A 20,265-nucleotide genomic window follows, 5' to 3' on the forward strand; every position below is an offset into this window, starting at 1 on the left:
CCCTAGTTCCGCGTCGACGCGGCGCGCGCCCGCTTGACCTCCAGCGGCGTCACGCCACCGGCCTCGTTGCCCCAGCTATTGCGGATGTAGGACACGAGCATGGCGACGTCGCCATCGTTGAGCGACTGCCCGAACGGCGGCATGCCGTGGGGCCGGGGATTCGCCGCGGTGGCGGGCGCGTAGCCGCCGTCGAGCACCATGCGGATGGCATTGACGGGCGACGGCGCCGTCACGGTGGGGTTGCCGGCCAGCGCGGGCCAGGCCGCGCCGCTGCCCTCGCCCGCGGGCTGGTGGCATTGCGCGCATTGCTGGCGGTAGAGCTTGCCGCCCAGTTCCATCGCCGCCGGCGAGACCGCCGCCTTGGGCGGATCCGCCGCGGCCGGCCCGGCGGGCAGGGACTTGAGATAGACCCCGATGGCCAGCGCGTCGCCGTCGCTCAGGTGCTGAGTGCTGCCCAGCACCACTTCGGCCATGGGGCCGCTGGCGCTGGAATGCCGCGAGATGCCCGTCTTGAGCAGCGCGACGATGTCTTCCGCCGACCAGCGGCCCAGGCCGGTCTGCATATCGTTGGTGAGCGGCGGCGCGTACCAGTCCAGCACCGGAATCACGCCGCCCGCCAGGGCCTGGTCCGAACGCAGCGCGCCCATGCCGTTGCGCGGCGTGTGGCAGGCGGCGCAATGCCCCAGCCCTTCGACCAGGTAGCGGCCGCGGTTCCATTGCACCGATTGCCCCGCGTCGTCGTCCTGGACGCCCGGCTTGAAGTACAGCGCCCGCCAGGCGGCCAGCAGGGCGCGCCGGTCGTACGGGAAATCGAGTTCGGGCGGCCGGCTGGGCTGGCTGACCGGCGGCACGCTGCGCAGATAGGCGTACAGGGCATCCGAATCCGCGCGGGTGATGCGCGTGTACTCCGTGTACGGGAAAGCGGGATAGAGCAGCGTGCCGTCCCGCGACTTGCCGTTGTGCAGCGCCTGCCAGAAGTCGTCGGCCGTCCAGGCGCCGATGCCGGTTTGTTCGTCGGGCGTGATGTTCGGACCGTACACCGTGCCAAACGGCGTGGGAATGGGCGTGCCGCCGGCCAGCGCCTTGCCGCCGCGGCTGGTGTGGCAGGCCATGCAGTTGCCCGCCAGCGCGAGGTAGCGCCCGCGCTCGACCAGGGTGGCGGCGTCCGCCGCGATGGCGGGGCCCGTGCTGGCATCGTCGCGCGTGCCCGCCCAATAGAGACCGCCCGCCGCCGCGACCGCCGCCAGCAGCAGGACCCACAGGACTTTCTTCATCGGTTTCATCTGTTCCCCCGCCTAGCGTTGCGCCTGGCTGCCGCATTCCGCGGGCAGGCGCAGCGAGCCCGCGGGTTCGGGGGCATAAGGTTCGGCGACGGGCCGCGACGACAGCCACGCGGCCAGCGCGCCGATGTCGGCGGGAGTGAGCTTGTTGGAGATATCGGCCATGCAGTCCGGTTCGGCGGCGCGGCGCAGGCCGTTCTTCCAGCCGCCGATCTGCGAACCGATGTAGTCGCGCGGCAGGCCGAGCAGGCCGGGAATGGCGGGCAGCACGCCGCCCAGGGCGGCGCCATGACAGGATGCGCAGGCGGGCAGGCCGCGCGCCGCGTCGCCGTCCAGCGCCAGCCTGCGCCCGGCTTCCAGCGTCGCGGCGGACACGTCGGGACGCACCGGCGGCGGATACGGCACGTGCTGTTCGGAGAAATAGCCGGCCATTTCGCGCAGGTAGTCGTCGGGCAGGCCGGCCAGCAAATGGGCCATGGGCCGGTACTGCCGCCGGTCGTCGCGGAAATTCAGCAGTTGGTGGTACAGGTAGTCCTGGGGCTTGCCGGCCAGGCGCGGATAGTAGCCGTCGGCGCCGGCCCGGCCCTGCGCGCCATGGCAGGCCGTACAGGCCGCCACGCGGGCGGCCATGGTGTCCGGGCGCAGGGGCGCCGGGGACGCCTCCTGGGCCTGCGCGGGCGCTGCCGAAAAAACGACGGCGGCAGCGGCCGCGAGAACGGAAATTGCCCAAAACCGCGGCAGTGAAACACTACGAAAGGAAATGAGGGCTAACATCTAGGTCGAATTCCAATCCCCCGAAACGCATGGCGGCGGGGCGCGTATGTGAATCTATCGAGTACCCGGCGCCAAGCTTACGTCAGGGCAGCCAAAAAGGTACAGGCGCAGATTCCGAGTTTACGGCCATATCAGATGCCATCCCGCCGGCATCGTCCTGGAAAAGCGTGCCACAATCATGTCCATGTTGAAAGTCGTCCTCGTCACCGGCATCTCCGGCTCCGGCAAGTCCGTCGCCCTGCGCATGCTCGAGGACGCCAGCTACACCTGCGTCGACAACCTGCCCGTGCGGTTCCTGACCGAATTCATCGCCAACGCCCGGGACGAAGGCCTGGAGCGGGTGGCCGTCGCCATCGACGTCCGCTCGCCCGGCGAACTGGCCGAGCTGCCGGACGTGGTGACCGCGCTGCGCGCCATGGGCACGAGCCTGCGCGTGATCTTCCTGGACGCCAGCACCGCGACGCTGGTGCAGCGCTACTCCGAATCCCGCCGGCGCCATCCGCTGACCGACCGGCTGCAGCGCGGCGGCACCGCGCCTTCCCTGACCGACTGCATCGCGCTGGAGCGCGAACTGCTGGCGCCGCTGCGCGACCAGGAACACGTCATCGACACATCGGACCTGACGCCGGGGCAACTGCGCGCCTGGATCCGCGACCTGATCCAGGCCGATCGCGCGCCGCTGGTGCTGACGTTCGAATCCTTTGCCTACAAGCGCGGCGTGCCCGGCGACGCCGACCTGGTGTTCGACGTGCGCTGCCTGCCCAACCCCTACTACGACCGCAACCTGCGCCCCCTGACCGGGCGCGACGAGCCCGTGGCCGCCTGGCTGGCCGGCTTCGACCTGGTGGGCCAGATGATCGACGACATCGCCGGTTTCCTGAACCGGTGGCTGCCCCAATACACGCAAGACACCCGCAACTACCTGACCGTCGCCATCGGCTGCACCGGCGGCCAGCACCGTTCCGTGTACGTGGTCGAGCAACTGGCGCTGCGCTTCGCCGACCACGACCCGCTGCTGGTGCGCCACCGCACCCAACTGCCCGACGAATCCGCATGACCCTGTCCCGCCCGCTCCAACTGATCCCGATGCTGTTGCTGGCCATTGCCGTGGCCGGCTGTTCTTCCACCGGCGGGCGTAAAAAGGGCGGCTACTACAAGGACGACGGGCCCGACGCGAATCCGCCCGCGAACCTGGACCAGGTGCCCGACGCGGTGCCGAAGGTGGAACCGTACGCCAGCGGCGCGAACCGCCCCTACGTCGTGTTCGGCCAGCGCTACGTGCCCGACACCAGCGGCCAGCCCTACAAGAAGCGCGGCACCGCCTCCTGGTACGGCAAGAAATTCCACGGCAATTCCACGTCCATCGGCGAAGCCTACGACATGTACTCCATGACGGCCGCCCACACGACGCTTCCGCTGCCCAGCTACGCACGCGTCACCAGCCTGGTCAACGGCAAGACCGTCGTCGTGCGGGTGAACGACCGCGGCCCCTTCCACAGCGACCGCATCATGGACCTGTCCTATGTCGCGGCGTACAAGCTCGGCATCATCGGGCCGGGCAGCGGGCAGGTGGTCGTGGAGGCCATCCCCCCGGACGAGATACGGCGCCTGGCCTCGCAGGGCGCGCCGGCCGCGGCCCCGCCGGAGCCCGCATCGGCAACCGGGTCCGCGCCGGTGTCCGCCCCCGTGGCCGCCGTCCCCGTCGCGCTCACGGCGGAACCCCTCCCGGCGCCCGCGCCCGGCTCGGCCCCCGTGCGCCAATCGGCGGCGGGCGGCCCGGGCAACGTCTATCTTCAGGTGGGCGCGTTCAGCCAGCCGGCCAATGCGCAATCGCTGGTCAGCCGGATCAACACGCAACTGGGCGCCGAAGGCGCGCCGCCCGCGTCGATGGAACAGTCCAATAACCTGTACCGGGTCAAGATCGGCCCCTACCCCGACCGGCAAAGCGCCTTGAACGCCGTGCCGCTGGTGTCGGACCGCATCGGCATCCTGCCCAGCATCGCCGCGCAATAAGGAATTCCCTGGCTACCAGGGCAGTTCCGCCTGCCCGTCGCAGACGCGGCGCGCGCGCGGGTTGCGGCTGCGGTACAGATTGCCTTCGTGCGCCAGCAGCGCCTGCTTGCGCGGCAGCCCGCCGCCGAAGCCGGTCAGCGCGGTGTCGGCCCCGATCACGCGGTGGCACGGAATGATGATGCTGATCGGGTTGCGCCCCACGGCGCCGCCGACCGCCTGGGCCCCCTTGGGCCGGCCCACCGTGCGGGCCAGTTCGCCGTAGCTGGCCAGCACCCCGAACGCCAGGTCGCACAGGGCGTGCCAGACCTGGTGCTGGAAAGCCGTGCCGACGGGATCCAGCGGCACGTCGAACGTGCGCCGCCGGCCGGCGAACCACTCGTCCAGTTCGCGGCGCGCCTGCTCCAGGATGGGATCGGATTCCGCCAGCAGCCAGCCTTCGGCCGACGGCAGCAGGGCCTGGTCGCTGAACCAGGCGCCGCGCAGGCCCTTGGGGCTGGCGACCAGGCGCATGTCTCCCAGCGGCGTGGGCATGTCGCGGTAGGTGAGCCGTTCGTTGGGATCGGCGGGCTTGTTGGACACGACCGTTGCGTAAGTCATGGCTTATTCCGACGATTTCTTGCGGGCCAGCGCCCGGTTGTACAGAACGTCCCGCGGCAGGCCGGAGACCTTGGCCGCGACGCGGGCGGCGTCGCGCAGCGACAGCGACTCCAGCAGGGCGTCCAGCAGCGCGTCGGTGCGCGGGTCGGCGTCGTCCTGCACGGGTTCGTCCTCGCGGGCGTGCGCGATCAGCACGAATTCGCCCTGCTCGCGGTGGGCGTCCGCCGCCAGCCAGGCCGCGCCCTCGCCCATCGGGAAGGTGGCGATCTCTTCGAAGCGCTTGGTCAGTTCACGCGCAACGGTCAGCCGGCGGTCCGGGCCGCAGACTTCCAGCAGGTCGGCCAGGGTGGCCGCGAGCCGGTGCGGCGATTCGAACATCACCACCGGCGCGGGCAGCGCGCACCAGGTGCGCAGCCAGCGCTGGCGGGCCGCCGCCTTGGACGGCGCGAAACCGGCGAACGCATAGGCCGGGTTTTCGTCCGTGGTGACGCCGCTGCCCATCAGCGCCGCGATCACGGCGCTGGGGCCGGGCACCGGCACCACCTTGAAGCCGGCCTCGCGCACGGCGCGCACGATCCGCGCTCCCGGATCGCTGACGGCGGGCGCGCCGGCGTCGGACACCAGGGCCACGCGCTGGCCCTGTTCCAGCCGTCCGCAGATGGCCTGGGCGGCCGCGGCTTCGTTGTGGCGGTGGGCCGCCATGAGCGGCGTGGCGACGCCCCAGGCGTCCAGCAGCGTGCGGCTGGCCCGGGTGTCCTCGGCCGCGATCACGTCGGCGCGCTGCAAGGCATGCCAGGCGCGCAATCCCAGGTCGCCCAGGTTGCCGATCGGCGTGGCCACGACGTACAGCGTCGAGGCGGGCCAATGCTGCTCCGCCACGCGTTCGGCAACGCGGGACCAGGCATCTCCGGCTGGCGGGGGTGAGACATTTTGATTCATTGCAGCCTACTGACACGGAAAACCATGTCAGTGTAGCCGCCTATGCCCGCCGCCTCCGGAGCCCCCATGACGGATGAGACCTTGCGCCTGGCCTGCGAACTGGCCCTGGCCGCCCGCCGCCTCGCCAACAGGCGCCGCCGCCGCGCGGAACGCCGGCCGCCGGCCGAACGCCCGCCCCCGCGGCGCTCGCCCACCCAACTCGCGGGCGACCGCCACGAAGCCGCCGCGCTGCGCCTGCTGCGGGCGCAGGGCCTGGCGCTGCTGGCGCGCAACCTGCGGACCCGCGCCGGCGAGATCGACCTGGCCATGCGCGACGGCGACACCCTGGTGTTCGTCGAAGTCCGTTCGCGCGGCCGCACCCGCTATGGCGGCGCGGCGGCCAGCATCGGCCGCGAAAAACAGGCCCGACTGGCCCGCGCCGCGGCGCATTGGCTGCCCGAACTGGCCCGGCGGCACTGGCAAGGCAGGCCGCCGCCGGCCCGCTTCGACGCGGTCGTTTTCGAGGCGGGCCTTCCGCAATGGTTGCGCGGGGCGTTCTGGCTGGCCTGAATCCCGCCGCGCCGGTTACGTCCCGCCCGAAGCTCGTTACGCCTGGATAGAACGGCGTGACGGCCCCGTGAGATAATCGCGGCCATGGACATGACCTCTCGTATGACGTCGCACTTTCGCGACGCCATGGCTGCGTACGAACAAAGCATGAACGTGCTGGCCGAGCCGCTGGCGATAGCGGTGGACGTGCTGTTCGGCGCCCTGGCGAACAACGGCAAGATTCTGGCTTGCGGCAATGGCGGCTCGGCCGCCGACGCGCAGCACTTCATCGCCGAACTGGTGGGCCGCTTCGAGCGCGAACGCCTGCCCCTGGCCGGCATCGCGCTCAATACCGATACCTCCATCCTCACGGCCGTCGGCAACGACTACGGCTTCGACGAGGTCTTCGAGCGCCAGGTCAATGCCTTCGGCCAGGCCGGCGACGTGCTGGTGGCGATCTCCACCAGCGGCAATTCCCCCAATGTGGTGCGCGCCATGGAAGCCGCCAGCGCCCGCGAAATGCACGTGCTTGCCCTGACCGGCAAGGGCGGCGGCGTCATGGGGGAACTCATTACGCCCATGGACGTCCATCTATGTGTTCCCAGCGATCGCACCATGCGCATCCAGGAAGTCCACATTCTGCTGCTGCACGCACTGTGCGACGGCATTGACGCTCTTCTGCTTGGAGACACCGAATGATTTCTGACGTCCGAACCGCCGCCCGCCCGCTGATGCTTGCCGCGGCGCTGTCCACCGCCGCCCTGTCGCTGTCGGCCTGCGCGCCGCTGATCATGGGCGGCGCGGCCGCCACCACGGCGGTCGTCGTGACGGACCGCCGGACTTCCGGCATCCAGCTCGAAGACCAGAACATGGCGTTCAAGGCGCAGAGCCAGATCTCGCAGAAGCTGGGCGAAACCGCCCGCGTCAACGCCATGGCCTACGGCGGCCACCTGCTGCTGACCGGCGACGTGCCCACCGAAGAAGCCAAGAGCCAGGCCACGGCCATCGCCCAGGGCGTGGAAAACGTCAAACAGGTCACCAACCAGTTGACGGTGGGCCCCATCGCTTCGTTCGGCGTGCGCTCCAACGACACCTGGCTGACCTCCAAGGTCAAGACCGCCCTGATCAACACCAAGTACGTGCCTTCGGGCACCATCGCCGTCACGACCGACCACGGCGTCGTCTACCTCATGGGCAAGGTGACGCAGGCCGAGGGCGACTACGCCGCCAATGCCACCGCGGACGTGGGCGGCGTGGCCAGGGTGGTTAAACTGTTCGAAACCATCAGCCGCGAGGAAGCGATCCGGCTGTCGAACAGCGGTTCCCAGTCCAACACCGCCACGGAAACCAAGGCGCCGATCGAAAGCGGCGCGGGCGCGGCCAGCGACAACGCGGGCGGCACGGGCGGCGGCGTAGAGGTCATGCCCATCAAATGAAAAAAGCCATCGTAGCGCTCGCCGTCCTGGTGGCGGTCGGCATCGGCGCCTGGTTCGTCCTGCGCCCCGCGCAGACCGCCCCCGACGTCACCTTCACCACCCTGGAAGGCAAGACCTTCTCCATGCAGGACCTGCGCGGCAAGGTCGTGCTGGTCAAGTTCTGGGCGACCAGTTGCGTGACCTGCGTGAAGCAGATGCCCGAGACCATCGCGGCCTACAATGAATACGCCGGCAAGGGCTATGAGGCGGTCGCGGTCGCCATGGACTACGACCCGCCCAACTTCGTGCTGAATTTCGCCGAAACCCGCAAGCTGCCGTTCCCGGTCGCCCTGGACACCAAGGGCGACATCGCCCGCGCCTTCGGCGACATCCGCCTGACGCCCACGGCCTTCCTGATCGACAAGAAGGGCAACATCATCAAGCGCTACCTGGGCGAATACGACGTCGCGGAATTCCACGCGACGGTGGAAAAGGCGTTGGCGGGGTAGGCTCCCCCCAAGTGTCTGACACCCCTACGAAATGGCCGCCAGGCTTAAGTCGGCGTTCGCGGGTGTCTGACACTGACTTAGATACGGCCGGTGTCAGACACCCGGGGGAAGCTCCCCCCCCCAAGTGTCAGACACCCGTACGAAATGGCCGCCAGGTTGAAGCCGGCGTTGGCGGGTGTCTGACACTGACTTCGGATACGGCCGGTGTCAGACACCCGGGAGCACTGTCCCGGGTTCGTCAGGCTATCTCGTACGGGTGTCAGACACGCGGAGGGGTTAGAAAGCCGGAACCACCGCCCCCTTGTACTTCTCCTGGATGAACGCCTTCACTTCCGGCGTGTGCAGGGCATTCACCAGCTTCTTGATCCCCGGCGCATCCTTGTTGTCCTCGCGGGTCACCAGGATGTTGGCGTAGGGCGAATCCGAGCCTTCGATGAACAGCGCGTCCTTGGTCGGCACCAGGCCGGCTTCCAGCGCGTAGTTGGTGTTGATCAGCGCCAGGTCCACGTCGTCCAGCGAACGCGGCAGCATCGCGGCTTCCAGTTCGCGGAACTTCAGCTTCTTGGGATTCTCGACCACGTCCGCCGCGGTCGCGAGGATGTTGGCCGGGTCCTTCAGCTTGATCAGGCCCTGCTTCTGCAGCAGCACGAGCGCGCGGCCGCCGTTGGACGGGTCGTTCGGGATGGCGACGGCCGCGCCGTCCTTGAGCTCGGACAGGCTCTTGATCTTCTTGGAATAGCCGCCGAAGGGCTCGACGTGCACCAGGGCCACCGGCACCAGGTTGGCCTTGCGGTCCTTGTTGAAGGAATCCAGGTAGGGCTTGTGCTGGAAGAAGTTCGCGTCCAGTTGCTTGTCCGCGAGCTGCAGGTTCGGCTGCACGTAGTCGCTGAACACCTTGATGTCGAGCTCCACGCCTTCCTTGGCGAGTTGCGGTTTCACCACTTCCAGGATCTCGGCGTGCGGGACCTGGGTCGCGCCGACCACCACTTTTTCGGCATGGGCGGCGTTCGCCGCCACCAGGAAGGCCGACGCCACCAGGGCGGAACGGACAAGATTCAAACGCATGTATTGCCTCTTATATAGGTAAAAATTGGGGACAAAAGTCCTGCCAATACGGCCTAACCCCCTTTTGCGGGGTTCGCCGTTGCGAAAACGCCCCCAATTTACCTGAATGCCGGTTATTTGTCGGGCATATGAACATGGGTTTAAAGCATAAGAAACCTGTGGGTACTACAATCCGTCGTATGCTTGCGCTACCGCGTCCCGAACGCGTTTTTGTGCAGGCATTTTTTCTAACCATTCATACGTATATTTGCCGACTTAGCTGCCATGACCGACACCCCCGACCCTGCCGCCGTTTCGTCTCCTGCTGTCAAAGCCGCCGTGCTGTCTGAAGCACTGCCGTACATCCGACGATTTCACGGCAAGACCATCGTGGTCAAGTACGGCGGCAACGCCATGACGGAAGAGCGTTTGCAGCGCAGCTTCGCGCACGACGTCGTGCTGCTGAAGCTGGTGGGGCTGAATCCGGTGGTGGTCCACGGCGGCGGTCCGCAGATCGACGACGCGCTGCGCCGCATCGGCAAGCAGGGCACCTTCATCCAGGGCATGCGCGTCACCGACGCCGAAACCATGGAAGTCGTGGAATGGGTGCTGGGCGGACAGGTCCAGCAGGACATCGTCATGATGATCAACGAGGTCGGCGGCAAGGCCGTCGGCCTGACCGGCAAGGACGGCGGACTGATCCAGGCCCGCAAGAAGCTGATGGACAACAAGGACAACCCGTCCGAACCCATCGACATCGGCTTCGTCGGCGACATCACCATGGTCGAGCCCGCGGTGGTCAAGGCGCTGCAGGACGACCAGTTCATCCCCGTCATCTCGCCGATCGGCTATGGCGAGGACGGCACGGCCTACAACATCAACGCCGACGTCGTGGCCGGCAAGATGGCTGAAGTGCTGGGCGCCGAAAAGCTGCTGATGCTGACCAACACCCCCGGGGTGCTGGACAAGAGCGGCAAGCTCCTGCGCAGCCTGTCGGCCCAGACCATCGACGAACTGTTCGCCGACGGCACGATCTCCGGCGGCATGCTGCCCAAGATCTCGTCCGCGCTGGATGCCGCCAAGAACGGCGTGAATTCCGTGCACATCGTCGACGGCCGCGTGCCGCACTGCCTGTTGCTGGAAATCCTGACCGACCAGGGCGTGGGCACGATGATCAGCTCGCACTGATGTCCCCCCCGCAGCGCTGCGCGCTTCCCCCCAGGGGGCGCCGCTGCGGACCGGCGGAGCCGGATCCGCGCGGCCCCGAGTGGGGCGGCCTTGCCATATCTCCCCCGCGGTGCTTCTGATGCGGGCCCATCGCCAGTTGCTGCGGCCGGCGGTGCGGCTGCGCCGCTCCCGGCAGACGGCCGCGGCCGTTTCCGAGCGCCTGTGGCTGTTCGACCTCGACAACACGCTGCACGATACCTCGCACGCCATCTTCCCCCGTATCGACCACGGCATGACCATGGCCGTGGCCGAGGCGCTGAACGTGGACATCGACACCGCCAACCGCGTGCGCTCGCTGTACTGGAAACGCTACGGCGCCACCATGATCGGCATGGTCAAGCACCACGGCGTGGACCCGCATGCCTTTCTGCACCGCAGCCACGATTTCGATGTGAATTCGCTGGTCCGCGCGGAGAAAGCGCTGGCGTACAAGCTGCGGCGTCTGCCTGGCCGCAAGGTGCTGCTGACCAACGCGCCCCTGGGCTACGCGCGCGCCGTGCTGGCCCGCCTGGGCATCCTGCGCCTGTTCGACAGTCTGTGGGCCATCGAACACATGCGCCTGCATGGCGAATTCCGCCCCAAGCCCTCGGCCGCCCTGCTGCGCTACGTGCTGGCGCGCGAAGGCGTCCCGGCCCACCGCGCGGTCCTGGTGGAAGACACGCTGGCCAACCTGCGCGGCGCGCGCCGGGCCGGCCTGCGCACCGTGCACGTGTACCATCCGGGCACGCCTTTTTCCCGCGGCCGGTCGCAACGCCCGGCCTACGTCGACTTGCGGGTAAACTCCGTCAGTGATTTGCTGTTACGCCGACGTCCCTTGCGGGGATAGCGGCGCGCTCCTCCCTCCCCTTCACCGTCAGCCTGCGCGAGAGCAGACACTTCCATGGCGAGCAAACCCGGCGAGCGCAAGACCCAGATTCTGCAAACCCTGGCCGAGATGCTGGAGCAGCCCCATGCGTCCCGCATCACCACGGCCGCCCTCGCCGCGCGCCTGGAAGTCTCGGAAGCCGCGCTGTACCGGCACTTCGCCAGCAAGGCGCAGATGTTCGAAGGGCTGATCGAATTCATCGAGACCAGCATCTTCACGCTGGTCAACCAGATCGCCACCGCCGAGCCCTACGGGCTGGCCCAGGCCCACCAGACCGTCTCCATGCTGCTGACCTTCTCGGAACGCAACAAGGGCATGACGCGGGTACTGACCGGCGACGCCCTGGTAACGGAAGACAACCGCCTGCAGGAACGCATCAACCACATCAACGACCGCATCGAAGCGTCGCTGAAGCAATCGCTGCGCATCGCGATCACCGACGGCGGCCTGCCGCCGGAAGCCAACGTCGCCGCGCATGCCAGCCTGCTGACGCACCTGGTGCTGGGCCGCTGGCTGCGCTATGCCCAGAGCGGCTGGCGCGTTGCGCCCACGCTGCACCTGAACGAACAATTGCGCCTGGCGCTGGGCTGAGCGGCTTGCCGCCGGCGGGGGCCGACGAGCATAATGCGCGGGATAGGTTTTCCACAAGCGCAAATCTCCATCTGCTTGACTTGAATCAATACGGGTTTTCCGCAATGCCGTCACGATCATCCTGTAGCGTCGACATGCCGAATTGATTAATCCCGTGCTCGCGGGGCGGCGTGTCGTCAGTTTGACCTCAACCGGAGATGGATATGACCGCGCAAGCCGCCGTTCCTGCCTCGCAAGCCCCAAAGAAAACCAAAATTCCCATCGGACTGGTCGCCGGCATCGTCGTGATGATCGGCGTGCTGCTGCTGCCCCTGCCGGCCGACCTGCCCGTCGCGGGCCACCGGATGCTCGCCATCCTCGCGTTCGCCGTGGTGGTCTGGATTACCGAAGCCGTGTCCTACGAAGCCAGCGCGATCATGATCACGACGCTGATGGCCTTCCTGCTGGGCACGGCTCCGACAATCAAAGACCCGCAAGTGCTCTACGGCACCTCGGCCGCGATCAGCATGGCGCTGACCGGCTTCTCGAACTCGGCGCTCGCGCTGGTCACGGGCGCCCTGTTCATCGCCGCGGCGATGACGTTCACCGGGCTGGACCGGCGCATCGCGCTGGTGACCCTGTCCAGGGTGGGCACCAGCACCCGCCGCATCCTGATCGGGTGCATCGCCGTCACCATCGTGCTGAGCCTGGTCGTGCCCAGCGCCACCGCGCGCAGCGCGGCCGTGGTGCCCATCATGATGGGCGTAATCGCGGCCTTCGGCGTGGACAAGCGCTCCAACATCGCCGCCGGCATCATGATCATCGTGGCCCAGGCCACCAGCATCTGGAACGTCGGCATCCAGACCGCCGCGGCGCAGAACCTGCTGACCGTCGGCTTCATGGAAAAGATGCTGGGCGAACGCGTGGCGTGGTCGGACTGGCTGATCGCCGGCGCCCCCTGGTCGCTGATCATGTCGGTGGTGCTGATCGTCATCGTGCTCAAGCTGCTGCCGCCGGAAAGCGACAGCATCGCGGGAGGCAAGGAAGCCGTCGAGAAGTCGCTGCTTGAACTGGGCCCCATGACCGCCGCGCAGAAGCGCCTGATGGCCGTGTCCATCATGCTGCTGCTGTTCTGGTCGACCGAAGGCAAGCTGCACAAGTTCGACACCACCTCCACCACCTACTTCGGCCTCGTGCTGCTGTTGCTGCCGCGCTTCGGCGTGATGACCTGGAAAGACGTGCAATCGCGCATCCCATGGGGCACCGTGATCGTGTTCGGCGTCGGCATCAGCCTGGGCACCGCGCTGCTGACCACGCAGGCCGGCCAATGGCTGGGCAACCAGGTCGTGGCGCACACCGGCCTGGACCACCTCGGACCGCTGGCCATCTTCGCGATCCTGGCGGCCTTCCTGATCGTCATCCACCTGGGTTTCGCCAGCGCCACCGCGCTGACTTCGGCGATGCTGCCGATCCTGATCTCGGTGCTGGCCACGCTGCCGGGCGACTTCAGCCGCCTGGGCATGACCATGCTGCTGGGCTTCGTGGTGAGCTACGGCTTCATCCTCCCGATCAACGCGCCGCAGAACATGGTGTGCCTGGGCACGGAGACCTTCAACGCCAAGCAGTTCGCCAAGGTCGGCATCCTGGTCACCATCATCGGCTATGCGCTCATGATCCTGATGGGCATGACCTACTGGCGCTGGCTGGGCTGGCTGTAAGGAGGGCGGACGATGAAACTATCGCTAGCCCAGGCCAACGAATACGGCCGCCTCGTGCTGATGGCGCAAGGCGTGCCCGAGGACATCGCCCGCGACGTGGCCGAGCACCTGGTGGAGTCCGACCGGGTCGGCTACACCAGCCACGGCCTGTCCATCCTGACGAACTACCGCCGCGTGCTGTCCGAGGGCCTGGCCCGGCCGGACGGCCGGCCGGAACTGGTCAACGACCGCGGCGCGATGCTAGCCTACGACGGCCACCACGGGCTGGGACAGTACGTCGGCAAGGTGACCATCGAAAAGGCCATCGAGCGCACGCAGGAACACGGCCAGTGCATCCTGACCCTGCGCCACAGCCACCACCTGGGCCGCATGGGCCACTTCGGGGAAATGGTGGCCGCCAAGGGACTGATCCTGCTGGCCTTCACCAACGTGATCAACCGTTCGCCCACCGTCGCCCCTTTCGGCGGCGCGCAGGCGTGCCTGACCACCAACCCGCTGTGCTTCGCCGGCCCGCTCCCCGGCGGCCGCCCGCCCTTCATCGTGGACATGGCCACCAGCTCGATCGCCGTGAACAAGGCGCGGGTGCTGGCCGCCAAGGGCGAACAGGCCCCGCCGGGATCGCTGATCGACGCACAGGGCAATCCCACCACGGATCCCAACGCGCTGTTCTCCGATCCCCCCGGCGCCCTGCTGCCTTTCGGCGGCCACAAGGGCTACGCGCTGGGACTGGTGGCCGAACTGCTGGCCGGCGTCCTGTCGGGCGGCGGCACGATCCAGCCCGAGCATCCCCGCATCGGGGTGGCGACGAACAATATGTTCGCGCTGCTGCTGGATCCGCAGGTGGACTTCAATACGGACTGGCGGTCGATGGAGGTGGGCGCGTTCATCGACTACCTGCACGCCTGCAAGCCGCAACCCGGCGTCGAAGCCGTGCAGTATCCCGGCGAATACGAAGCCCGCAACCGGGCGGTGAACGCGGATTCCGTGGAATTCGACAGCCGGATCTGGGATGGGTTGAAGCAGTTGGCGAACGACCTGGGCGTGCCGGAGGCATTGCCGTGAGGTAGCGTTTCGCGGGTGTCTGACACCTGGCATTCTTGAGACACCTGCGCCAGTGTCTGACACCCTCAGGCCGGGGCATGTCAGGCTTGAAGCAGCGCTTCGCGGGTGTCTGACACCCGGGAAGATCGCTTCAATCCGCGAGGTCATCTCGTACGGGTGTCAGACACCTGGCATTCGTGAGGCCCTGCGCCAGTGCCAGACACCCTCAGGCCGGGGCGTGTCAGGCTTGAAGCAGCGCTTCGCGGGTGTCTGACACCCGGGAAGATCGCTTCAAGCCGCACGGTCATCTCGTACAGGTGTCAGACACCTGGCATTCTTGGGACACCTGCGCCAGTGCCTGACACCCTCAGGCCGGGGCGTGTCAGGCTTGAAGCAGCGCTTCGTGGGTGTCTGACACCCGGGAAGATCGCTTCAATCCGCACGGCCATCTCGTACGGGTGTCAGACACCTGGCATTCGTGAGGCCCTGCGCCAGTGTCTGACACCCTCAAGCCGGGGCGTGTCAGGCTTGAAGCAGCGCTTCGTGGGTGTCTGACACCCGGGAAGATCGCTTCAATCCGCGCGATCATCTCGTACGGGTGTCAGACACCTGGCATTAACTGGCATTCTTGAGACACCTTCCGGGGCAGCGCTCCGCTGATCGTCATTTCAACCCCGATGCCGGATGGGCGGCGCGCGCGTCCGGGTCTGCATACGCAAGCGGCTGCTTGCCGCGCGCGCCGCCCATCACCGCCCCTCCCCGCACGATAGGCACACCAGCAAACCACTCACCCGCATTCGCGCAAGCGCACCCGCGCCGACGCACAAGGCTGCGTATGCCGCTTGCGGCCGCCCGCGCGGCCGCAAGCGGCGGGCAACGCAAACCCCGTCCCTGAACACAGATCCAGCAGCGCGGCGAGCCAAGACGGCGGCAGCCCGTCGGCGCGGGCGCCGTGGACGCGAGCAACCTCGATGCGCCCGAGGGAATCCGAAGGAGTCGCCGAAGGCGAGGACGAGGATGACGCAGGGGAAGTCCGGAGCGAAGGCTCCGGACCGCAATCGTGGGCGCGAGCGGCCATGGCGCCCGCGCCGGCGGGCGACCTACGAAGAACAACCTACGAAGAGCGACCTACCAAAACTAACCGATAAGCGCCTACAAAGCCCACCCCGACGCCCACCAGAAGAATCAACTCTTCACCGACCGATGCCGACTAATGCTCATCATGATGCCGAAAGCAATCCCCATGGTGAACAAGGCCGTCCCCCCGTAGCTCATGAACGGCAACGGCACCCCCACCACCGGCAGAATCCCCGTCACCATCCCCACGTTCACGAACACGTAGATGAACAGCATCATCGTCAACGCCCCCGACAGCAAGCGCCCGAACTGCGACGACGCCCGCGACGCGATGGTCAGCCCCCGCGCCATCATCAGGCCGTACAGCACCAGGAGGGCGATGCCGCCGTACAGGCCGAATTCCTCGGCGTACACGGCGAAGATGAAGTCGGTGGTGCGTTCGGGGATGAAGTCCAGGTGGGTCTGCGTGCCCTTCATGTAGCCCTTGCCGTACATCCCCCCCGAGCCCACCGCGATCATCGACTGGATCGTATGGAAGCCCTTGCCCAGGGGATCGGAGCTGGGGTTGAGCAGGGTGCATACCCGGTGCTTCTGGTAGTCGTGCAGCACCACCCAGTCCACCTCGGGTTCGCACAACTGATCCTCGTAGTAGATCAGCGTGCCGATGGCGATGATGCCCGCCAGCATGACGGGCACCAGCAACTTGAACGACAGGCCCGCGAAATAGATCACGAAAAAACCGGCGCCGAACACCAGCAGCGCCGTGCCCAGGTCGGGCTGCAGCACGATCAGCCCGAACGGCGCGGCCAGCATGGCGGCGGCGGCCAGGAAGTCGCGGATGCGGACGGCGCCTTCGTGGCGCTGGAAGTACCAGGCCAGCATCATCGGCACGCCGATCTTCATCATTTCCGACGGCTGGATGCGGGTCACGCCCAGGTTGAGCCAGCGGGTGGCGCCCTTGCTGGTTTCGCCGAAGAACTCCACGCCCAGCAGCAGCACCACGCCCACCACGTAGAAGGGCAAGGCCAGCTTCATCAGCCACTTGGGCGGAATCAGCGCCATGGTCCACATCGCGAAAAAGGCGATGATGAAGTTGCGCGACTGCTCGGCGAAGCGCCAGTCGGTGCCGCCCACGGCCGAATGCATGACGGTCAGGCCCAGCGCCGCGAACATCAGCAGGATCGCCAGCAGCGGCCAGTCGAAGGCCGTGAACACGCGCAACAGGATGAGGCCCAGGCGTTTCATCGTTCGCGCACCACTTCGGAGGCTATGGTTTCAACCGAGGCCAGGGGGTCCGCGCGGTCGGGCCGCACGATCCTGTCCTGCCTGTCCTTGGCCAGCCAGTAATCGAATACCTTGCGCGCGACCGGCGCGGCGACGCTCGCGCCCCAGCCGGCGTTCTCGACGATCAGCGCCACCGCGATGCGGGGGTGCTCCAGCGGCGCGAATCCCATGAACAGGGCGTGGTCGCGCAGGCGTTCGTCGATGGCGCTGGCGCGGTAATGGCCGCCCCGCAGGCTGAACACCTGCGCGGTGCCGGTCTTGCCGGCCGCCTGGTAAGGCGCGTTCGCGAAAGCGCGCCGCGCCGTGCCGGCGCGCACCACGTCCGCCATGGCGTTCTTGATCACGTCGACGTTGGCCTGCTTGAGCGGAATGCGGTAATCGGGCACGGATTCGGTCGGCTTGGCCACGCCGCTGCGCGGATCGCGCACGGCGTGCACCAGGTGCGGACGGCGGTAGAGCCCGTTGTTGGCCAGGGTGGACGTTCCCTGCGCCAACTGCAGCAGCGTGAAGGCGTTGTAGCCCTGCCCGACCGCCACGGAAATCGTCTCGCCCGCATACCAGCGCTGGCGCTCCTTGTCCTTGTAGGCCGAGCGTTTCCAGTCGGTGGACGGCAGCACCCCGCGCTTCTCGCCTTCCAGGTCGATGCCGGTGATCTGGCCGAAACCGAACTGCTTGGTGAAATCGTGCAGCGCGTTCACCCCGATCTCGGGGCCGAGGGAATAGAAATAGGTGTCGGATGACACCACGATGGCCTTGTGCATGTCGGTCATGCCGTAGGCCGCGCCGCCGGCGTTGCGGAACTTCTGGCCGCCGAACTCGAAATAGCCAGGATCCGAAATCCGGTCCGTGGCGCGGCGCTTGCCCAGTTCCAGCGCGGCCAGGCCCACGAAGGGCTTGTACGTGGAACCGATGGGATAGGTGCCGTAAAGCGGCCGGTTGATCAGCGGATGGTCCGGCGATTCGTTCAGCATGCGCCAGTTGTCCACGTCGATGCCGTCCACGAACAGGTTGGGGTCGAAGGACGGCTGCGAGACGAAGGCCAGGACCTCGCCGGTGTCGGGGTCCAGAGCGACCAGCGCGCCGCGCTGCCCTTCGAAGGCCTCTTCGGCCACCTTCTGCAGCCCCAGGTCGATGGACAGCATGATGTCGGAACCGGGCACCGGGTCGATCCGGCGCAGCGTGCGCATCGGCCGCCCGCCGGCGGTCACTTCGACCTCTTCCAGGCCGGTGCGGCCGTGCAGTTGCTCTTCCCAGGTCTTCTCGATGCCCTTCTTGCCGATGACGTCGGTGCCGCGGTAGTTGCCCAGCAGGCCGGCGCGGTCCAGTTCTTCGATGTCGCCCTCGGCGATGCGGCCGATATAGCCCACCACGTGGGCGGCCGACAGGCCTTGCGGGTACTCGCGCACCCAGCGGGCGCGCAGTTCCACGCCCGGAAACTGGAAGGCATGCGCGGCGAACCAGGCGGCCTCGGTCTCGTTGAGGTTGTTGCGTAACTGCAGGCTGGCGTAGCGGCTGGATTCCGCGGCGCGGCGCTTGAAGCGCCGCTGGTCCGTCGGGCTGATGTACACGACCTCGGTCAGCCGGTCGAACAGCTCGTTCATGTTGCCGGCCTGGGCCGGCACGACCTCGAGCGTATAGGTGCGGTAGTTGCGCGCCAGCACCTCGCCGTTGCGGTCCAGGATCTCGCCGCGCCGGGGCGGGATCGGCACGACGGCGATGCGGTTGCGGTCGGCGCGCTCGGACAGGCCTTCGTAGCGGTCGACCTGCAGATACCAGAACCGGCCGACCAGCACGCCGAAGCAGGCCAGCGCGAAGATGCCGCCCACCCAGGCGCGCAGGCGGAAACGCTGCTTCTGCTGCTGGCCGGTTTTCTTGAATTCGAACATGACGCGGCGCCGCCGTCAGGCGGAGGACGATTCGGCGTCGTCGGCACCGCGCTGCGGCAGGTGCAGGACCCAGCCCGCCAGGGGCCACAGGGCGGCGGTCAGGAGCACGCTCACGCCCCAGTCCCAGCCCGGCCATTGCCCGGCCAGCCATGCATGGATGATCTGGGTCAGGAAGCGGGCAAGGAAGAAGACAGGCAGCATGTGCATCGCCTGGCTCCAGAGGTCGAACCGCTGCAGCCGGCGGTGCAGCACCACGGCCCCGTAGGCGACGAGCGTGTAGGACAGCGCGTGCTCGCCCAGCAGGCCGGCGTCGTGCACGTCCATGAGCAGCCCGAAGAAAAAGGCCGTGAACAGCCCCACCCGGCGCGGTTCGTGGACGCACCAGAAGGCGATGATCAGCAGCAGCACGTCGGGCGCGCCCTGCCACAGGCGCCAGGGCAGCAGGGAAATCAGCCACACCAGCAGCAAGGAGCCCCAGACGAACACGCCGTGCGCCGGGCCGGACAGGCGGTCGGGCTGCACATTGCTGGGCGTGCCCAGGCGGGGCCTGGCCTGCCCCGCGGATTGATTAGTCCGATCCACCGGAATCGACCTCCTGACGGTTGGATTCGGCGCGGGCCACGTCCACCTGCAACACCAGGAAGTGGCGATAGCGTTCGGGATGGGCCAGCGGTTCGCAGACGGCGCGCGCGAAGCCGGATGCCGTGTCGCGCTCGACCGAGGTCACCTTGGCCACCGGCAGGCCGGCGGGGAACAGGCCGCCGACGCCGCTGGTAACGATAGTATCGCCTTCCTTGATGTCGGCATTGGCCGCCAGGTAGCGGACTTCCATCTTGCCCGGCGAATTGCCGCCGAACGCGATCAGCCGCAGCCCGTTGCGCAGCAACTGCACGGGGATGGACACCTGTTCGTCGGTGACCAGGGCCGCTTCGGCCGTCATGGGCGTCACGCGCACGATCTGGCCGACCACGCCGCCTTCGTCGATCACCGGCATGCCCGGCGCCAGGCCGGCCTTGCTGCCCTTGTTGAACACCAGGCGCTGGGTGAACGCGTTGGTGGGCTCGTACATGACCTCGACCACCACGGCCGATTGCGCCACCGTGTCGGTCACGCCCAGCAGGCGGCGCAACTGCGCGTTCTCGGCGGCCAGTTGGGCCGCGTGCGTGGCCACCTGGGCCAGCTCGATGCGCTGGCGCTGGAGGGCTTCGTTTTCGCTACGGATGAGATTGGCCGCGTTGACCCATTCGTTCACCTGCTGGACGAGGTCGCGCGGCGCCATGACGGCGCGCTGGAACGGATACAGCGCCACGGACATCGCCCGGCGCGCCGGTTCCAGCATGCGCCATTGCGAATCCATGATGATCAAGGCCAGGGCAAGGACGACCAGAACGACCAGCCGCACCTCCGCGGGTGGGCCGCGCCTGAATAGGGGGGGAGTCCCTTGTCGTTGCATGAATCTCAGCCCGGACGCCCGCGTCCGTCGCTCCGGCAGCGGCCG

General features: G+C 67.6%; 20 protein-coding genes. 11 read left to right on the top strand and 9 right to left on the bottom strand.

Annotation, left to right across the window (positions count from 1 at the left end; all coding sequences use genetic code 11):
* Positions 1–2: 2 nt before the first annotated feature.
* Complete coding sequence (locus tag WHX56_RS03005; RefSeq protein WP_338880354.1) at positions 3–1,283, bottom strand: cytochrome c; 1,281 nt, start codon at positions 1,281–1,283, stop codon at positions 3–5.
* Positions 1,284–1,295: 12 nt separating this feature from the next.
* On the bottom strand, positions 1,296–2,054 hold the full coding sequence (locus WHX56_RS03010; RefSeq protein ID WP_287755407.1) for a c-type cytochrome: 759 nt from the start codon (positions 2,052–2,054) through the stop codon (positions 1,296–1,298).
* 184 nt (positions 2,055–2,238) lie between these two features.
* Here WHX56_RS03010 and rapZ point away from each other — a divergent pair, with 184 nt between their 5' ends.
* Together rapZ and WHX56_RS03020 are read left to right on the top strand one after the other, a co-directional pair.
* Positions 2,239–3,111, top strand: coding sequence for an RNase adapter RapZ (rapZ, locus tag WHX56_RS03015; protein WP_129240466.1), 873 nt, complete (start codon positions 2,239–2,241; stop codon positions 3,109–3,111).
* Positions 3,108–4,067, top strand: coding sequence for a septal ring lytic transglycosylase RlpA family protein (locus WHX56_RS03020; RefSeq protein WP_338880356.1), 960 nt, complete (start codon positions 3,108–3,110; stop codon positions 4,065–4,067). The genes rapZ and WHX56_RS03020 overlap by 4 nt, the downstream gene beginning before the upstream one ends.
* 12 nt (positions 4,068–4,079) lie before the next feature.
* Here WHX56_RS03020 and WHX56_RS03025 read toward each other — a convergent pair whose 3' ends face one another.
* Together WHX56_RS03025 and rsmI are read right to left on the bottom strand one after the other, a co-directional pair.
* Positions 4,080–4,664: a methylated-DNA--[protein]-cysteine S-methyltransferase gene (locus WHX56_RS03025; RefSeq protein WP_287755409.1), complete on the bottom strand. Its 585-nt coding sequence runs from the start codon at positions 4,662–4,664 to the stop codon at positions 4,080–4,082.
* A gap of 3 nt (positions 4,665–4,667) precedes the next feature.
* A complete protein-coding gene (gene rsmI, locus WHX56_RS03030) occupies positions 4,668–5,603 on the bottom strand; it encodes a 16S rRNA (cytidine(1402)-2'-O)-methyltransferase (RefSeq protein ID WP_338880358.1) in 936 nt (311 codons plus the stop codon).
* Between the two features lie 66 nt (positions 5,604–5,669).
* Here rsmI and WHX56_RS03035 point away from each other — a divergent pair, with 66 nt between their 5' ends.
* From WHX56_RS03035 to WHX56_RS03050, 4 genes are all read left to right on the top strand, one after another.
* Complete coding sequence (locus WHX56_RS03035; protein ID WP_338880360.1) at positions 5,670–6,152, top strand: YraN family protein; 483 nt, start codon at positions 5,670–5,672, stop codon at positions 6,150–6,152.
* 84 nt (positions 6,153–6,236) lie between these two features.
* Positions 6,237–6,830, top strand: a complete 594-nt coding sequence (locus WHX56_RS03040; RefSeq protein ID WP_165359025.1) for a phosphoheptose isomerase — start codon at positions 6,237–6,239, stop codon at positions 6,828–6,830.
* Positions 6,827–7,567, top strand: coding sequence for a BON domain-containing protein (locus WHX56_RS03045; protein WP_129240326.1), 741 nt, complete (start codon positions 6,827–6,829; stop codon positions 7,565–7,567). The genes WHX56_RS03040 and WHX56_RS03045 overlap by 4 nt, the downstream gene beginning before the upstream one ends.
* On the top strand, positions 7,564–8,055 hold the full coding sequence (locus WHX56_RS03050; protein ID WP_129240328.1) for a peroxiredoxin family protein: 492 nt from the start codon (positions 7,564–7,566) through the stop codon (positions 8,053–8,055). The genes WHX56_RS03045 and WHX56_RS03050 overlap by 4 nt, the downstream gene beginning before the upstream one ends.
* 276 nt (positions 8,056–8,331) lie before the next feature.
* Here the strand turns inward: WHX56_RS03050 and WHX56_RS03055 are convergent, their stop codons facing one another.
* On the bottom strand, positions 8,332–9,120 hold the full coding sequence (locus WHX56_RS03055) for a MetQ/NlpA family ABC transporter substrate-binding protein (protein ID WP_129240330.1): 789 nt from the start codon (positions 9,118–9,120) through the stop codon (positions 8,332–8,334).
* A gap of 264 nt (positions 9,121–9,384) precedes the next feature.
* Here WHX56_RS03055 and argB point away from each other — a divergent pair, with 264 nt between their 5' ends.
* The 5 genes from argB (at position 9,385) to WHX56_RS03080 (ending at position 14,541) form a co-directional block, all read left to right on the top strand.
* Positions 9,385–10,287, top strand: coding sequence for an acetylglutamate kinase (argB, locus tag WHX56_RS03060; protein ID WP_129240332.1), 903 nt, complete (start codon positions 9,385–9,387; stop codon positions 10,285–10,287).
* 118 nt (positions 10,288–10,405) lie between these two features.
* On the top strand, positions 10,406–11,152 hold the full coding sequence (locus WHX56_RS03065) for a pyrimidine 5'-nucleotidase (protein ID WP_129240335.1): 747 nt from the start codon (positions 10,406–10,408) through the stop codon (positions 11,150–11,152).
* 54 nt (positions 11,153–11,206) lie between these two features.
* Positions 11,207–11,782, top strand: a complete 576-nt coding sequence (slmA, locus tag WHX56_RS03070) for a nucleoid occlusion factor SlmA (protein ID WP_129240337.1) — start codon at positions 11,207–11,209, stop codon at positions 11,780–11,782.
* 203 nt (positions 11,783–11,985) lie between these two features.
* The gene (locus WHX56_RS03075; RefSeq protein ID WP_338880367.1) at positions 11,986–13,479 is read left to right on the top strand and encodes a DASS family sodium-coupled anion symporter; all 1,494 of its coding nucleotides are present in this window, start codon (positions 11,986–11,988) and stop codon (positions 13,477–13,479) included.
* A gap of 12 nt (positions 13,480–13,491) precedes the next feature.
* Positions 13,492–14,541, top strand: a complete 1,050-nt coding sequence (locus WHX56_RS03080) for an Ldh family oxidoreductase (protein ID WP_338880369.1) — start codon at positions 13,492–13,494, stop codon at positions 14,539–14,541.
* A 1,164-nt stretch (positions 14,542–15,705) separates the two neighbouring features.
* Here WHX56_RS03080 and rodA read toward each other — a convergent pair.
* From rodA to mreC, 4 genes are read right to left on the bottom strand one after another with little or no spacing between them, the layout of a single operon-like run.
* Positions 15,706–16,842, bottom strand: a complete 1,137-nt coding sequence (gene rodA / locus WHX56_RS03085; protein WP_129240343.1) for a rod shape-determining protein RodA — start codon at positions 16,840–16,842, stop codon at positions 15,706–15,708.
* On the bottom strand, positions 16,839–18,767 hold the full coding sequence (gene mrdA / locus WHX56_RS03090; RefSeq protein WP_129240346.1) for a penicillin-binding protein 2: 1,929 nt from the start codon (positions 18,765–18,767) through the stop codon (positions 16,839–16,841). The genes rodA and mrdA overlap by 4 nt, the downstream gene beginning before the upstream one ends.
* Positions 18,768–18,782: 15 nt before the next feature.
* Positions 18,783–19,349 (bottom strand): rod shape-determining protein MreD, encoded by a 567-nt coding sequence (mreD, locus tag WHX56_RS03095; RefSeq protein ID WP_129240348.1) that lies wholly within the window; start codon positions 19,347–19,349, stop codon positions 18,783–18,785.
* Entirely contained in the window at positions 19,336–20,220 is an 885-nt protein-coding gene (mreC, locus tag WHX56_RS03100) for a rod shape-determining protein MreC (RefSeq protein WP_338880372.1), read from the bottom strand. Before mreC ends, mreD begins: the two co-directional genes overlap by 14 nt.
* Between the last annotated feature and the right edge of the window lie 45 nt (positions 20,221–20,265).

Source organism: Achromobacter veterisilvae, from assembly GCF_037619525.1.
Lineage (GTDB): Bacteria > Pseudomonadota > Gammaproteobacteria > Burkholderiales > Burkholderiaceae_B > Achromobacter > Achromobacter veterisilvae.

Coding starts and splice junctions, on each gene's coding strand:
- WHX56_RS03005 (WP_338880354.1), bottom strand. CDS start 1,283: ATGAAACCGATGAAGAAAGTCCTGTGGGTCCTGCTGCTGGCGGCGGTC.
- WHX56_RS03010 (WP_287755407.1), bottom strand. CDS start 2,054: ATGTTAGCCCTCATTTCCTTTCGTAGTGTTTCACTGCCGCGGTTTTGG.
- rapZ (WP_129240466.1), top strand. CDS start 2,239: ATGTTGAAAGTCGTCCTCGTCACCGGCATCTCCGGCTCCGGCAAGTCC.
- WHX56_RS03020 (WP_338880356.1), top strand. CDS start 3,108: ATGACCCTGTCCCGCCCGCTCCAACTGATCCCGATGCTGTTGCTGGCC.
- WHX56_RS03025 (WP_287755409.1), bottom strand. CDS start 4,664: ATGACTTACGCAACGGTCGTGTCCAACAAGCCCGCCGATCCCAACGAA.
- rsmI (WP_338880358.1), bottom strand. CDS start 5,603: ATGAATCAAAATGTCTCACCCCCGCCAGCCGGAGATGCCTGGTCCCGC.
- WHX56_RS03035 (WP_338880360.1), top strand. CDS start 5,670: ATGACGGATGAGACCTTGCGCCTGGCCTGCGAACTGGCCCTGGCCGCC.
- WHX56_RS03040 (WP_165359025.1), top strand. CDS start 6,237: ATGGACATGACCTCTCGTATGACGTCGCACTTTCGCGACGCCATGGCT.
- WHX56_RS03045 (WP_129240326.1), top strand. CDS start 6,827: ATGATTTCTGACGTCCGAACCGCCGCCCGCCCGCTGATGCTTGCCGCG.
- WHX56_RS03050 (WP_129240328.1), top strand. CDS start 7,564: ATGAAAAAAGCCATCGTAGCGCTCGCCGTCCTGGTGGCGGTCGGCATC.
- WHX56_RS03055 (WP_129240330.1), bottom strand. CDS start 9,120: ATGCGTTTGAATCTTGTCCGTTCCGCCCTGGTGGCGTCGGCCTTCCTG.
- argB (WP_129240332.1), top strand. CDS start 9,385: ATGACCGACACCCCCGACCCTGCCGCCGTTTCGTCTCCTGCTGTCAAA.
- WHX56_RS03065 (WP_129240335.1), top strand. CDS start 10,406: ATGCGGGCCCATCGCCAGTTGCTGCGGCCGGCGGTGCGGCTGCGCCGC.
- slmA (WP_129240337.1), top strand. CDS start 11,207: ATGGCGAGCAAACCCGGCGAGCGCAAGACCCAGATTCTGCAAACCCTG.
- WHX56_RS03075 (WP_338880367.1), top strand. CDS start 11,986: ATGACCGCGCAAGCCGCCGTTCCTGCCTCGCAAGCCCCAAAGAAAACC.
- WHX56_RS03080 (WP_338880369.1), top strand. CDS start 13,492: ATGAAACTATCGCTAGCCCAGGCCAACGAATACGGCCGCCTCGTGCTG.
- rodA (WP_129240343.1), bottom strand. CDS start 16,842: ATGAAACGCCTGGGCCTCATCCTGTTGCGCGTGTTCACGGCCTTCGAC.
- mrdA (WP_129240346.1), bottom strand. CDS start 18,767: ATGTTCGAATTCAAGAAAACCGGCCAGCAGCAGAAGCAGCGTTTCCGC.
- mreC (WP_338880372.1), bottom strand. CDS start 20,220: ATGCAACGACAAGGGACTCCCCCCCTATTCAGGCGCGGCCCACCCGCG.